This window comes from Streptomyces sp. Ag109_O5-10 (assembly GCF_900105755.1).
Taxonomy (GTDB): Bacteria; Actinomycetota; Actinomycetes; order Streptomycetales; family Streptomycetaceae; genus Streptomyces.
Window position 1 is genome coordinate 194,188 of sequence record NZ_FNTQ01000001.1, and the last position, 15,504, is coordinate 209,691.

The 15,504-nt window shown below is 70.6% G+C and carries 6 protein-coding genes and 1 pseudogene; 3 read left to right on the forward strand and 4 right to left on the reverse strand.

The features are described 5' to 3' along the window. Positions 1-252: 252 nt before the first annotated feature. From BLW82_RS01035 to BLW82_RS01050, 3 genes and pseudogenes are all read left to right on the forward strand, one after another. Positions 253-4,215, forward strand: a complete 3,963-nt coding sequence (locus tag BLW82_RS01035) for a S8 family serine peptidase (RefSeq protein WP_093497021.1) — start codon at positions 253-255, stop codon at positions 4,213-4,215. Between the two features lie 555 nt (positions 4,216-4,770). Next, positions 4,771-8,388, forward strand: coding sequence for a S8 family serine peptidase (locus tag BLW82_RS01040; protein ID WP_256215576.1), 3,618 nt, complete (start codon positions 4,771-4,773; stop codon positions 8,386-8,388). Positions 8,389-8,911: 523 nt separating this feature from the next. Further along, positions 8,912-9,298: pseudogene (locus BLW82_RS01050) on the forward strand (LuxR C-terminal-related transcriptional regulator); the annotation flags it as partial. A gap of 714 nt (positions 9,299-10,012) precedes the next feature. Here the strand turns inward: BLW82_RS01050 and BLW82_RS01060 are convergent. The 4 genes from BLW82_RS01060 to BLW82_RS01075 form a co-directional block, all read right to left on the reverse strand. Further along, entirely contained in the window at positions 10,013-12,454 is a 2,442-nt protein-coding gene (locus BLW82_RS01060) for a caspase, EACC1-associated type (RefSeq protein WP_093497023.1), read from the reverse strand. Continuing rightward, on the reverse strand, positions 12,451-12,837 hold the full coding sequence (locus tag BLW82_RS01065; RefSeq protein WP_093497024.1) for an effector-associated constant component EACC1: 387 nt from the start codon (positions 12,835-12,837) through the stop codon (positions 12,451-12,453). Before BLW82_RS01065 ends, BLW82_RS01060 begins: the two co-directional genes overlap by 4 nt. A gap of 608 nt (positions 12,838-13,445) precedes the next feature. Beyond that, complete coding sequence (locus BLW82_RS01070; RefSeq protein WP_093497025.1) at positions 13,446-14,828, reverse strand: sensor histidine kinase; 1,383 nt, start codon at positions 14,826-14,828, stop codon at positions 13,446-13,448. Then, positions 14,825-15,502, reverse strand: a complete 678-nt coding sequence (locus BLW82_RS01075) for a response regulator transcription factor (protein WP_093497026.1) — start codon at positions 15,500-15,502, stop codon at positions 14,825-14,827. Before BLW82_RS01075 ends, BLW82_RS01070 begins: the two co-directional genes overlap by 4 nt. Positions 15,503-15,504 lie beyond the last annotated feature (2 nt).

Genomic DNA, 15,504 nt, shown 5'->3' on the forward strand with positions numbered 1-15,504 from the left:
AATACCCTCCGGTTCAGCACTCCCGCTTCGCGCCAAAGCGCAACTGCGCTCAGCCGCACCTCGAATTCCTTGTTCCCGTCGGCACAGCCGTCACAAGGTGATCAGCACCTTCTGCCGTGCACGCCGGTACACCGCCGCATCAACCCCCGATCACCCGGGCGTCACGCGGCGGCCGGACCGACAGAAGCTGCCAGCGTCGGCAGACCCGCACCCGCGCCGCCCCCGAACTCCTCGCGCGCAAGGAGCACTTTGATGCACCGACAAGCAAGACAGGCAGTGGCCGCCCTGGCCCTGCTGGTCCCCCTGGTGACGGCCGGCCCAGCCGTCGCCGCACCCGCCGACGGCCCCGAACCGACCGCGCCCGCACGCCACAGCCTGACCCTCCCCGACGGCTCGAAGGTGGCCTGGGCGGACGACGGCACCGGCACTCTCACCGACCCGCGAGGCCGTACCCGCGCCTTCCCCGTGCCGCGCTCGGCAGGACGCACCGGGCTCGGGGCCACGATCAGCCCCTCCACCACCGCGATCACCGCACGCGCCCAGGCCACCGGTGGTGCCCCGTACACCCTCGGCACCAAGCAGGGCACTTCCGCCCAGCAGGCACCCGTGCAGCCGATGAACACCGGCCCCGTGAAGCTGACCGCGGCCACGAAAGCCGTACTGCGACAGGACGCCCGCAAGGCGCCGCAGCCCGGCGCGACCACCGGCCTGCCCGCCAACGACGGCCTCGGCACGTCCTTCCAGTCCTACCTCAACGCCCAGGGCGTGGATGCCGCAGGCGCCTTCGCGGACGCGGACACCTACCTGCATGCCCTGCCCGGCGCCGGCCAGATCATCACCAACGTCTCCGTCGGCGACCTCACCGACCAGTCGATGGCCGACAACGGTGACGACTACGTGCGCGCGTACGGTCCCACCACCGTCGTCAAGAACGGCCGGCGCTACCTCGACGAGCCGTCGATGCCCCTCATCCCGACCTACACGGCCGACAACGATGCCAAGCTGAACCCTCTCGGCTCGACCGAGGGCCAGGACCCGAACCTCGGCGAGGTGCTCCTCGACTTCTCGATGATGGCCCCGCTCCCCCACGACCAGCAGCGCCCCGGCGCCACCGGGAGCGGCGCCACCGACCTGCTCGGCATAGCACCCGGCGCCCAGTACCGACTCGTCGTGCCGCAGGAGGCCAGCTACGAGGGCATCGCCGCCGCGCTGAAGGCCGCCGCGAACCAGAAGCCCCGGCCGAGTGTCATCACCGCCAGTCTCGGCTTCGGCACCGACGAGTCGATCGGCTTCCCGGGCCGCTACCTGGAGGACGACCCGACGATCCGGGCCACCTTGACCTCCATCGTGAAGTCCGGCATCGCCGTGGTCGTCTCCTCGAACGACGGCACCCGGCTCGCCCTGCCCGTCTCCGTCGGCCCCGACGGCGGCAGCACCCCGACCGACACCACCGCCAAGGCGAGCGCCCAGACCGACATCGACGACGTGGAGCCCACCTCCACGCCCTCGAAGGTGGTCGACAGCGGCGTCATCGCGGCCGGCGCCACCACCACCGACGACACGCTGAGTTCCGCCGACACCCGGCAGGGCGTCTACCCGACGACCCGCTACAACGGCTCCGCCGGCTACTCCTCTGGCTTCGGCACCCGCGTCGACCTCGCCGCCCCCGGCGACAACCTGCCGTCCTTGATCCACGTGTGCACCTCCAGCCCCTGTGCGGCGCAGGACGTCGAGGTCGTGCTGAACGGCGGCACCTCCGCCTCCGCACCGGAGATAGCCGCCGCCGTGGCCGACGTGCTCCAGTCCGCCAAGGCCACCCACCAGACCCTGACGCCGCGTCAGGTCCGGGACCTGCTCGTCTCCACGGGCAACTCCATCGCCCAGCCCCCGCAGGCCGACCGGCCGCTCACCATGGGCACCCAGCTCGATGTGACCCGCGCCGTGGAGAAGGTCCTCGCCAAGCGCTACCGCATCGCGCCCAGGCCCGTGCGTCTGTCGGTGGCCCAGCGGCAGCTGCTGCCCACGCAGTACGGGACCGCGTTCACCGAGTCCACCGACCCCACGGCGATCGACCTGTCGGGTCCCCTCGACGGCAACGGCACACCCTCCGGCCAGAACGCCGTCTCGCCGATCACGCTCGGCCTGGACATGGCCGGAGACCGCAGTGGCCTGACCTACCGGGTCCAGGTCGGCAGCGCCTCCTTCACCACTGGGCAGCCGAGCCTGCGCCTGACACCCGCCCAGATCCTCGACGCGGCCCACCTCCCGCTCGCCTCCGACACCGCCCGAAGCGTGCCCGTCACCTTCCAGGCCCTGCGCGGCGGCAAGGTGATCGGGCAGCTCTCGCAGAAGCTGACCTTCCTCCCCGACGACGCCACCTACGCCCAGGCGCTCGCCCCCGCCGTCCCCGGCGCCACGCCGCTCGGCCGACCGGTCACCGTCTCCTACGACCTGACCGGCGTACGCGGCCTGGACGACCCGCGGCTGGTGCTGTCCTCCGTGGGCCACTACACACCCAGCGCGGCAGTCGACGACTTCAACGTCCAGTGGTCCACTCCGCTCACCCGGACCAAGGGCACCGTGACGATCCCCGCATCCGCCTTCACGGCAGGCGGCGCCGGACTCTACGGCGTCGGCATCCGGCAAGCCGACCTCTACGGAGTGCTCCCCGTCTACGGCGACTTCCGCGCCCTGCGCATCGGCCCAGGCGCCGACGAACGGCCCGACGCCCCGCTGCTGTCCACGGACGGCTACACCCGCGCGCACGCCGCCGACACCGCCCGTAGCGCGCCGAAGGCGACCGTGAACTGGGACGCGACCGGTGTGTCCGGCGCGGACGGCGCCGAGTTCGAGGTGATGTCGCCCGGGCCCACGCTCTACGGCTCGCTGAACACCGCCACCAACCAGAACGGAAGCCGCCACGACGACGACGGCTTCAACCATGCCTCCACGCTCACCGTCAAGCTGCCCTCGGTGAAGGGCCACACCGTGCTGGACCTGTCGGCGCTCGGACTGCCGACCGGACTGCAGTACCCAGTGCGGGTACTCGCGACCCGGCACGGCTCACCGATCGGCCAGGCGTCCCCGACGTCCTTCCTCCAGTACCGCGACGGAGATCCGGTCGCCGGCACGGTGGAGAGCTTCACCGTCTCCGGCGGCAAGGCGCTGGTCTCCACCGACTCCTTCACCCTGACGGGTGGCGACGAGGTGTACCACCTGGACCGTTCCGCCACCACCGGGTACGACCTCACCACCGGCACCGTCGGCGCCTCCTTCGCCGAGTCCACCGACGGGCGGACGATGCAGGAGGTGCTCGGCACCGACCCGGCCAGCGGCCACGCTCTGATCATCCACACCCCGTTCGCCGGCTCGGAGGCCTCCATCGACGTGGAGAACCCCGCTACCGGTGCGCCGGTGAAGGTCACCGCGCTCTCCGATCTGCTCAGCGGCAGCGCCTATCTCGAGGGCGGCACCGTGGACCCGGTCCGCCACCGCGGCCTGGTCACCACGTACGAGCCCGACAGCGGCCTCAGCCGTGTCTGGCCGGTGGACATGAAGACCGGACTGGTCGGCAAGTCGCTGGCCCTGAACCCGAACAACCTGTACCGCTCCTACAACAGCGTCTCGGTGGACGCCTCCACGGGCGAGGTCTTCGTCGCCACCGGCGGAACGATGGGCCCGTGCCTGGGCGGCCGCGTCCCCTACGGCGCGGTGGGCGCGGACTTCGGCACCGGCACCGTCACACCCGTGACCTCGCTGCCGCTGTGCGTGTCGGCACTGCTGCCCGACGGCAAGGGCGACAAGGTCTACGCCGCCGTCGGTGCCGCCCAGCCCAACCCCGAGGGCGGCGAGTTCCCCACCAGCACCTGGCTGACCGCCGACCAGAAGACGCTGACCCCGTCCACCACCGTCGACACCGGCACCCGCGGCCCGGTCTGGCCGGCCCTGGACAGCACCCACCAGGTCGCCGTGGAGGCGAGCCTCTACGAGAGCGGAGTCGAGACCGACAACAACGCCATGAGCGAGATCACCGTGCTGAACCCGGCGACCGGCGAGGTGCTGGCACGCCACGCGGTGGCCAACCTCGTGGCCTCCACCATCGCCGGTTCCAACTTCGACTTCACCGGCCGTCAGGGACTCTTCCTCGATCCGCACACCCGCACGGGCTGGGTCGTGAACGGTTGGGGCACGGGACTGGAGCGGTTCTCCTACTGACGTCCGGGCCACGGCCGGGCCCGATCCGCACATCGGGCCCGCGCCGTACCCACGGCCATGTGTCCGACGTCATCGCGGGCACGGCGGCAGCCGCCGGACGCAGGCAGGTCCCGACTCCCCGTCCGTTCCTGGACGGGGACCGGTCTCTCGGGCGCGTCCGTGACGATGCCCGATCCGACGGCTGCCGCACCGTCCCCGACTCCTTCTGGTCCAGCCGCCGTAGGAGCCTCGGCCCTGCGAGTGTCCGCACACACGGCAGGCAGGTGGTCCAGATTTCAATTACTTACTTTTCCGTGTGCCGATGATCAGATTCGGTCCACCAGTGATCCAGGAGTGACTGTGCATTATCTGTTCGCGCGAAGATCGGGTGCTTGGGCAGCGGCGGTCCTCGCCGCCGCGCTGACCGCCCCCGGGACCGCCCACGGCGCGACGCCTCGTCCGGCCCCGCAAGCCGCCGGCGACGGGTCCCCCGGAGCGCGCGGCCTGCCGGTCACGGTGACGCTGATCACCGGCGACAGGGTGACGGCGATTCAGGAGCCTGACGGATCGGTGTCGGTGGACGACATCAAAGGTGTGACCGGAGCGGAGGCCTCGGCACGCGTCGTGGTCGAGGGCCGGGACACCTTCGTGTATCCCGACAGCGCCATGCCCTACATCGCGGCGGGACGGCTCGACAAGCAGCTCTTCGACCTCACCCAGTTGACGGCCCAGGGTTACGACGACGCCCACATGAGCGCCCTCCCGTTGATCGTCACGCACACTCCGGCCGGGAGCGGTGCCCCCGGCGGGCGGCTGCGGTCCGACGGTCCGCTGCCGGGAGCGAGAACGACCCTGGCTCTCCCGTCCGTCCACGGAGAGGCCGTCGAGGCTCGGCGGTCGACGACACCCGTCTTCTGGGACGCCCTGACCGGCGACGGCGGACGGGCCGCCCTGCGGACGGCGGGGAGGATCGACGCGGCTTCCGGCGGAACGACGGGACCCTCCTTCGCGGCGGGTGTCGACAAGGTGTGGCTCGACGGCAGGGCGCAGGCGGACCTCGCGGACACCACGGCGCAGATCGGCGCCCCCGCGGCGTGGAAAGCGGGGGCGACCGGCGCGGGCGTCCGGGTGGCGGTGCTCGACTCGGGTGTGGACGCCACACATCCGGATCTGGCCGACCGCATTGTGGGGACTCGTAGTTTCGTCGAGGGAGAGGACGTCGCCGACCGCAACGGACATGGGACGCACACCGCGTCCACGGTGGCCGGAACGGGAGCCGCCTCCGGCGGAAAGGAGCGCGGAGTCGCCCCCGGCGCAGACCTGATAGTCGGCAAGGTCCTGGACGACAGCGGATCGGGCCCCATATCCGGCATCATCGCCGGCATGGAGTGGGCGGCACGGACCGAGCACGCCAAGGTCATCAACATGAGCCTGGGCACGCCGGCGTGGCACACCCAGGACGACCCGCTGAGTCAAGCGGTCAACCAGCTCAGTGCGGAGACCGGTGCCCTCTTCGTCATCGCCGCGGGCAACTCCGGGAACAACCCGTACAGCGTCAGCGCACCGGGAACGGCGGACGCCGCTCTCACCGTCGGCGCGGTGGACGCCACCGACCACCTCGCGGACTTCTCCAGCGCGGGACCGCGGATGAACGACGACGCTCTCAAGCCCGACCTCACCGCTCCGGGGGTGGACGTACTGGCCGCCCGCTCGCAGCTGATGAGCTCGGGCGAGGGCTACTACCGGACGGACAGCGGCACTTCGATGGCCGCGCCGCATGTCGCCGGGGCAGCGGTGCTGCTGGCCCAGAAGCATCCGACCTGGACCGGCCGGCAGATCAAGGACGCTCTGATGAGCACCAGCGCCCGCACCCCCGGCTACAGCCCCTACCAGGCCGGCACCGGCCGACTCGACGTGGGCACCGCGTACCTTCAGGACCAGGTCGTCGCGAGCGGGTCTGTCGACGCGGGGCTCGTCCCCTGGTCGAAGGACCGCAAGCCGAAGCCGGTGAAGCGGCAGATCACCTACACCAACACGACCGGGCACCCGATCACCCTGCGCCTCCAGGTGGACCGCGGAGACGCACCCGCAGGGGTGTTCACCCTCGCGGCCGACCGGGTCACCGTGCCGGCGCGCGGAACCTCGACGGTGACCCTCGTGGCAGATCCCCGGGGGCTGCGGCCGGGACAGTACGCCGCCCAGGTCACCGCCGGCTTCGCGACCGGCGCCGTGCACACCGCCGCGGGTCTTTCCGTCGAGTCCGAGAAGTACGGTCTGACGGTTCACCTCAAGGACCGGGCGGGCAAGCCCGTCAGCGGCGAGGTCGAGATCACGGGAGCCGACGGGAAGACCACGATCATGTGGGTCCCGAACGGCACTCTCACCAGCCGCTGGGCCCCCGGCTCCTACACCGTCGTCTCCACCTTGGACGTGCCGGGCCGCAACGGACCGCACTCCCTGGGATACGCCGTACTCGCCGCTCCCGAGCTGAAGCTGACGTCCGACATGAACGTCGACCTGGACGCGTCACACCTCCGCCGGATCAAGGTGGCCACGCCCAAGCCGACTTCGGTCACCACCGCCAGGATCGACCTCTACCGTTCCTTCACCTCCAGCCAGCCGACGCCCACCGACGACCGGGCGCTGCACGAGATCCTCATGCCCTCACCCGCGTACGACAGCCTCTGGGCACTTCCCAGCAAGGGCAAGGTGACCCAGGGCTGCTTCGTCTTCACCACCCGGATCCGTGCCAAGCAGACGCCGCTGACCATCACCTACGACGGGCACCGTCTGGATGAGGCATTGCTGGTCCAACCGGGATCCGCGTCGTTCCACGACGGCTCCGCACACGTGGACGCGGTCTTCGCCGGCAACGGCGCGCCCGCCGACTACACCGGCCTGCACGCCCGCGGCAAAGCCGTCGTCGTGCGCCGCAGTGACGAGGTGACGCCGGCGGACCAGGCGGCCGCGGCGCATGCGGCGTCGGCGGCCATGCTCCTCGTCGTCAACGACGGCGACGGCCGTGGGTACGACTGGTACGGCGATCGGGACCAGACGACAACCGGCCCCCTCCCGGTCGCCTCGGTCGCCCAGGACGACGGAGAACGCTTGATCCGCACCCTCACGGCCGCCGGAAAGCGGAGGGCCGGCCTGACAGTCGAAGCCCACCCCGCACCGGCGTACCTGTACGACCTGGCCGACTATCATCGGGGAGGAGTGCCGCAGGACCCCTCGCCGGACACGGACCCCGGCAGCCTCGCCCGCATCGACAACACCTTCTCCGCGCCCGCCGGCAAGCAGATCCTCGAGAGTCGGGAAGACAGCCCGTCGTACGAGTACTGGCCTGCCGCCTACCCCTACTCCGTGTACGGGGGAACGCGCGTTCCTCCCTTCCCGCGGGAACCGGTGACCGCCCGGCACCGCACCGACTGGGTCTCCGCCGGAAACGGCGTCAAATGGCAGCAGTACGCGTCCATCGACGGATGGTCGACCTTCACCGACATCACGAGCTACCGACCGCGCAGCGTCCAGGGCGAGCACTGGTTCGGCCCCATCACCCGGCCGCGGATGCTCAGCTTCGAGGTCCCGCACCGTGTCGGAGACGCCATGGGCGGCACACTCGCGGGATTCGGCGACGGGGGGTCCGCCCACAGCGGTGACACGGGTCTGATGTCCCGGAGCTTCGCGCTCTACCAGGGCGACAAGCTCCTGATGCAGAACGGCCCGCGGCCCGACTTCGGGGTCGGCGACCTCGCACCCCAAAAGCTGCCGTACCGGCTCGTCGCCGACACGCAGGGAAACCCCGACCTGACCCCCTACTCCTCGACCACGCACACGGAGTGGACGTTCGTCTCCGGCAGCGCCGACAATCAGGCCATCCCTCTGGCCCAACTCGACTACGGAACGGACCTGGACGACAGGGGGCGTGCGGCACGCACCTCGGACTTCTCGGTCGACCCCGTCGTGGTCGGCAGCGACGCGGCGAAGGACGCCGTCACAGCGGTCGGACTGGAGGTGTCCTATGACGACGGCGCCTCCTGGCACCGGCAAGTCCTGAAGGACGACCAGGGCTCATGGCGGACCCGGCTCCACGCCCCGGCCCGGGCGACCTACGTGTCCATCCGCGTCACGGCCGAGCAGCGAAACGGCGGCGGTGTCCGGCAGACCATCAACCGGGCCTTCGGCCTCAGGTGACCTTCGCGAGCGGCCGGAGCCCACGCCTACGACGGCACCCGGGCTCCGGCCGCTCCAGAGGTCCACACACGCCCGCGGCAGCGCGCACCATGCGACGAGTTGGTGCGTGACGGCGGGTGAGGCGTCGTGCCTGACCGATGGCCTGATCCGGCTGTCGCGATCACGGTCAATCGGGCAGCGCCGGCGCATCGGCTGTTCACGGCGATCCCTCGGCGTCATCTCGCACACCTGCTCGCGGAGTTGCCGGCGCCATGGCCGGCCGCGGTCGAGGGTCGTCGCCCTCCTTCGGAGGCAGGGCCGGGAAGCGGGCCGCGGGAGGCGGTGCCCGTCACCCGTTGGTGTTCGTCGACCGACTGCTGGCCACGCTGATCCATCCGCGGCGCGACCTGCCGCACGCCGTACTGGGCCGCACCAAGACCGTCCGCCGCCGGGCCGCGGACGGCCAGATCATGGAGAGCACCGCGCCCCGCCCCAACCCCGGCACGGTCGGCATCGGATCCGGTAGCGGGCCACCAGCTCTTCCATCTACGGCGCGCTCCGAGCGGGTGCGAGCGGATTCCTCGTCAAGGACATGGCACTGGACGACATCCTCGGGGCGATCCGCGTGGTCGCCGCCGGAGACGCCCTGATCGCCCCGAGCGTCACGCGCCGCCTGATCGCAGAGTTCGCCGCCCGCCCCGAACCAGCCCCGCGTCCACGACCGGTCGGGAACATCACCGAGCGGGAACGCGAGGTACTGACCCTCGTCGGACGCGGCATGTCCAACAGCGAGATCGCCGCCCACCTCTACATCAGCGTGGCCACCGCAAAGGCACACGTAGCGCGGCTACTCACCAAACTCGAGGCCCGCGACCGAGTCCAACTTGTCATCACTGCCTACGAGATCGGTTTGGTAGCGCCACCTCGCTGAAGACCAAGCGCCTCAGTCGCCGAAGCTCGCCGGCCGAAGCCGCGAACTCTCGTGAACGGTCAGTTGTGAGAGTTCTGCGAGACCGCCCTTATTGAGTCCGGTAGCAGCCGACGGCCACTGTCGAATCTGCGGGATCGGCAGTTCAGAGAACCTCGTCAGGCCGCCGCCCTGAAGCGCTACGGCGTGGACCGCGTCGGCCTGCCCGCCACGCTGCCGGCTGTGACCGTGCAGCGTCAGCTCGGCAGGGCGGGCCGTGCGGCTGTGGACCGGGTCGGCGGCAAGTTCGGGCCCGGCGCGTCGGCACGGCCGCCACCCACCGGCCCGCCTCCTGACCTTCGCGCGGGCCGACGGCGACCAGGTCGCCGAGCAGCTCAACCTCGACACCGCCCGCCAGGCACATCTCACCGCCGAGCGGGCGGCCGACCAGATCTGGCTCGACCTCCCCTTGCACGGGACGGCGGAGGTCGAAGCCGTGGCGTCGGGCCAACCCGGGCCAGCGTGGAGCGTCCCTCGTCGCTTCAGCCGGCGGCAGCTGGTACTCGCGAACCCGCCCGTCGTTCAGCAGAACCCGTTCTACCCGTTCCCAGCAAAGGGCCGTGGATTCGAGGTTTCCGCATCGGGCTCGGGGCGGAACCGGCGGGGGGACAGCCATAACCGCACTCCGTCGGCCCCGTGGTTCGTCGGGGCCCGACGAACACGTGGCTCCCCCGGGGCTCAGCCGTCCTTCTTCCACAGGCGGATTCGGTTGTCGTCGCAACCGCCGGCGATGGTGGCACTGTCGGAGGTAATGGCTGTCGCATTGACGTTGAAATACGCTGACGGTGCCCACGGCATGAAGGGCACGGGGAGAGTGCGGCTGCGGCCTGTGCTCATGTCAATCAGCCGCACGTTTCCCTCCTGACCCAATACAAGGGTCCCGCCGCGGCTGGACAACGAGTCAGAAGACAGCGGGTCCGTTCGGGCGGTGAAAGTCGGCTTTCGGGTGGTCAGATCCCAAAAGCGCAACCTACCGGAAGAATCAGCACTGTAGAGGGTCTTGCCGGAATTGCCGTAACCCAGAGACGTGATCGTGCCTGTCCGGTAGATGGCAAGGACGCCGCGTGTGTTGATGTCCCACACGCGCACAGTCCCGTCGTCGCCGACGCTGATCACGGTGTCGCCGTTCGGTCCGAACAAGACGGCGTCGACACTGCCTGAGTGGCCTCTGAGCGTCGCTATGTTTGTTCGAGAGGTGACGTCCCACAGCCTTACGGTGCCATCCCTGCTACCGCTGACGAGGTGTTCATATCCGCTCCAGTCGCAGGCGTTGACCGCGGCGGAATGGCCCGACAGCGAACCCTGCAATTGTCCGGTCCTGACGTCCCACAGGAACACCTCGTGCTCATGATCGGCGCGCGAGGGTTCACCGGGACCGGCTGCCATATGGAATTCGTTGAGTCGGCCCCAGGGTGTGGTGATGACGACCGGGGACCTGCTGCCGTTCACGTCCCAGGATCGCAGGGTACTGCCGTCACTGCTGACCACGGTGTAGGCGTCGGCGAAGTGGACGGACTGGATCTCCCACTCGTGGCCGGTGAGCGTGCGGGTGTTGTTGTGGGTGTGTGGGTCCCACAGCCGGACGGTTTTGTCGTTGCCTCCGCTGGCGAGCAGGGAGCCATCCGAGTTGAAGCAGACACAGGCGACCGTATCGGTGTGACCTTCAAGCGTGACAGGGGTGTTCCGGCGGTCGAGGTATTCCGCGGAGCCGGCGGTGGCCGCGGTGAGGGCCAGGAACACCAGAGCGCTGCGGCGGCGCGGGCCACGGTACTCCTCCCCACGCTTCAGGGTGTGGTCCGGATCCGATGGCACCGGTGTCCCGTCGTCCGTGCGGGCCGGCGGTGCCACCTGCTTGCGTGCCACGCGGATGTCGACGGGCGCATAGGTTCGCAGCGCTGCGAGCAACTCGTCCGTGGGGGCACGGAAGTATGCGGGATACCAAGCGTGGCCGCCCTTTGGATTCGGCAGCTGGTGGACTTCGTTGTTCTGCTCCGCTCCTTCCCGCAGCCTGACCACGAGGTGCGCATTGCCTGCCGACGGTGGGAGTTTCCGCGTCGGCTCGACCAATGTCAGGCTGGCGATGTCCTTCCAGGCCCGCTGGTGGCGTCTCTGCTTGCCGATCACCGTCAGGCCGTCGGCGTCGACCACCATCCGCTGCCAGTAGGAGATGACCACACGGCCGTGGCTCAGCCACAAGATGTACAGCCCCGCCCCGGCCACCGCGGGCGTCGGGAATCCCCAGGCGTCACGGACCAGCAGCCAGCACACGCCGAAAGTCAGCAGAGCAAGAAACAGGAACGCGCCGACGTTCCCAGCCCCGGCCAGTGGAGGGCGGACCATATCGAACGACGCCTCGCCCGCAGGCCGCTGCGTGACGTCCTCCCTGTCGGGCACCGGGCCACGCACCAACGCCAGGTTGTTGGCCGCGCCGGCCGAACGGCGCTGCGGGCGAGGCAGCCCGAGCCCGGCCAACTCCCGGTCGACATGTTCGTGGATGCCGTCCAGAGTCAGCGGCACCGGAGCGGCCAGAGCGTGCAGCAGAGCTCCGGTGAACGCGGTGTGGGTGGAACCGATGGGCGCGTGCGAGGGAGCCGTAGCCGTCGTGGAGGTGAGGGTGTAGGTACCGGTCATGTCGAGCTGGCCCGACACCAGGCTCTCCGGTTGGGCCATCGCCGATACGGCCCGGCCAGAAAAGCAGCAGTCCAGCAACAGGACTCGGGCCTTCGCCCTGGCCCGGCCGAGGTTCCTCTTGACCAGTTCCATCGGGACGGCGGTGAAACCGACGTGCTCCGGATCGGTCGTCGTCAGCGCCAGGTGCAGCAGCCCGTCGTCGTCCAGCACGCCGTGCCCGGCGTAGTACACCAACAGCAGGCTGTCCGCCTCCTGAACCGCCCAGGCCAAGGCGGCCCCGACAGTGGCCTGGTCAGCAGGATCAGGCAGGACACGGCAGTGGTCCGGGTCGTCCAACAGACCCACATCCGGGTCGGTGAGCGCCTGTTTGAGAGATTTCAGATTCCGCGTCACGGCCTCGATGGCGGGCAGGTCACTGTTGTCGTAGCGCGCAGTGCCGATCAGCAGCGCGCGGGCGGAGGAGCGGTCGGGGAACCACGGGTCGCTCACGCGTCGCGTCCGCGACTGGCGTCAAGGAGGCTGGTCACCTCGCGTACCACCGCTTGGGGATCGGCGGCCCTTCGTACGTCGACCGTCACCTCCTGGCCCTCCGGCAATCGGACGGTGACGACAACGTCAGCGCGTCGGCCGGTCAGCCACGTCGCCAGCGACTGCGCCAGCACCGCGCCGGCGCCACCAGAGCCCAACGCCACGACCAAGACGTCCAGGGCGCCGCCCATTTCGCCCGGACCCGGCGAGGATCTCAGCCACCGCAGGTTGCCGCGCAGCTCATCCTCCGACGCGAGCCAGTCCCTCAGCGCCGGCAGGTGTGACCCCGCATCGGTACCGCCAACTGTCAGCCCCACCTCTGTCACGCCGGCCGAACCCGCCATCCGGCTCCCCCGTCCCCTGTGCCGCAGGCGGCGACGACCGCACCCCTGTCGTTCACGTACCCTACCGACCCCTGAAGCGGCGCCACAGCCTGTGCGGGGCCGGGCAGCGAGCGCGCTGGTGAAGCACGCGCAGCGCGGTCGACAGCGGCTCCCGCCCTCAGCGAACGCCCGGTGGACAGCGCAGCCCTGAGCCAGCCTCTGCGAACCCGGGGCCGGCCAGTCGCCCGCTCCCTCCACCGCGCAGACGTCCGTGGCCGTCGACGGTCCGTGGCGCGCGTGGACGAAGTCCCGCTCCCGGCAGGAGGGGTCCGGATCCTGTGGCGCCACCGCTCACCATGTCGTGCGCAACACCGCCCGCGACGCCTTCGTGGGGGGTCTCCCGGGCCACCGGCGCGATCACCGGTGCGGTCCCTGCCGCGGTGGCGGCGGCAAGGAGCAACGGTGTGCAGGCCGAGGGCTGCACGAACGTCGCCCTCGGTGCCTTCCGGGTGTCCGACGGTGCACCACTGTGGCACCGGGCCGTCGACGCGATCCCGTACGAAGGCATCGCCGCGATCGGCGGCCACGGGCAACAGGGTCACCCGTGCCTTCAAAGGGCACGCTTCGGGTCAGCGAGGCAGGGCCACCACGGCGCGCGTTCCGCCGCCGTCGGTCTCGGTGAGCGTGATCGTGCCGCCGTGCGCCGTGGCGATCTCCCGGGCGATGGGCAGCCCGAGCCCGGTGGAGCGGCTGCCGTGTCCCCGGTCGGCGTCGAGGCGGACGAAGCGGTCGAAGACCCGCTCGCGTTCCTCGACCGGGATTCCCGGTCCGTCATCGCCGATCTCGACCCGGATGCCGTCCGGTTCGACCCCCGCCGTGACGCACACCCTCGTCCGCGCGTACCGGACGGCGTTGTCGACGAGGTTGCGGAACAGCCGGGAGAGGTCCTCCGGGTTGCCGGTCACCGTGGTGTGCGCCGGGACCGCGAGCTCGATCTCCAGGTGCGGCGCAGTGGTTGTCGCCCGGATCTCGCCGAGCAACGCGGAGAGGCCGACGGTTTGCCGGCGCCCGGCCAGCTTTCCGGCATCCGCCCTGGCCAAGGCGAGGAGTTGGGAGATCAGCGCTTCGAGGCGTTCGGTCTGCCGGGCGGCCCGTGAGGCGATGTCGGGCCAGGGTGCGCGGTCGGGGTGTGCGAGTCCGACCTCGAGGCCGGTACGGATGGCCGTCAGGGGACTGCGGAGTTCATGGCTGGCGTCGGCGACGAAGCGGCGTTGCCGTGCGGCGGAGTCGTCCAGCCGGGCGAGCATGTCGTTCATGGTGCGGGCCAGGTGGCCGATCTCGTCGTCGGTGCCGGGCTCGGGGACGCGCTGGGACAACTCGGCGGCGGTGATGGCGGTGGCGGTGCGCCGGATCTGCTCCACCGGCCGCAGCGCGCGGCCGACCACCCACCACACGGTGCCGCACGCCACCAGGAGCGTGCCCGGCACGCCGGTGACCAGCAGCCGGGCGAAGGTCTCGTCGACCTGGTCGCGTTGGTTGGTGGCAGTCAGGGTGATGACGGTGACCGGTCGGCCGCCGACCTCGGTGTGCTCGCCGAGGACGGAGAGCTCGCCGGGAAGGACGCCGTCGGCGGCCTTCTGCCGAACCGGGGTCGTGGCATCCGCCGCAAGCGCGAACACAGCCGGCCTGCCGGTCAGATCGCGTGTCGAGGCGATGACGGTCCCGTCCGGCGCGAGGACCTGGGACTGGGCCTGCGCGTCGAGCACCGACGGCGGCAGTGGCTGCGGGAACACCCCGCCGGTGGCCGACTGCTCGATCTGGACAGCGTAGGTGCGCAGTTGACCGGTGATGGTGCGCTTGGCCTGGTCGACCTGCAGCAGGTACATCACGAGGAGCCCCACGATGACGGCCACGGTGAGCGCGAGACCGGCGATGACCGTGACGCGGGTCCGCACGGTGCGAGGGCGCGCGCGGTGTGCCAGACCGCGCCAGGCGCGCGCGAGCCCGGTCACGCTTTCTCGCTCCTGATGACGTATCCCTTGCCGCGCACGGTCTCGATGACGGTCGGCCCGCTCGGCCTCTCGATCTTGCGCCGCAGCCGGTGCACGAGGACCTCGACGACCGCCGGGTCCCCGGTGGAGTGGGCGTCCCAGCAGTGTTCCAGCAGTTCGGCCTTGGAGACGACGGAGCCCTTGCGCCGCAACAGGTACTCCAGCACGGCGGCCTCCCGGCCGGTCACCTCCAGCGGCGCGCCGTCGCGGGTGACGGTGCGTCCGGCGGGGTCCAGTGCCAGGCCGGCGGCGATCAGCACCGCCGGCCTGGCACCGAGGGTGCGTCGGGTCAGGGAGCGCAGGTGTGCGAGGAGGACCGGGTAGGAGAACGGCTTGGAGAGGTAGTCGTCCGCACCGGAGTCGAGCCCCTCGGCGTGGTCCAGGTCGTCGTCCATGGCGGTGAGCATCAGGATGGGCGTCCAGCGCTCGCGCTCGCGCAGGCGCTTGGCCACCTGGTACCCGTCCAGGCCGGGCAGCATGACGTCCAGCACGATGACGTCGTAGGCGTTCTCCGTCGCCATCCACAGTCCGTCCGTGCCGTTGTCCGTCGCGTCGACGACGTATCCCTCGGCCTGCAGGCCCCAGACCAGGGCCTCGGCGACGTCCGGCTCGTCCTCGACCACCAGCACCCGCACGG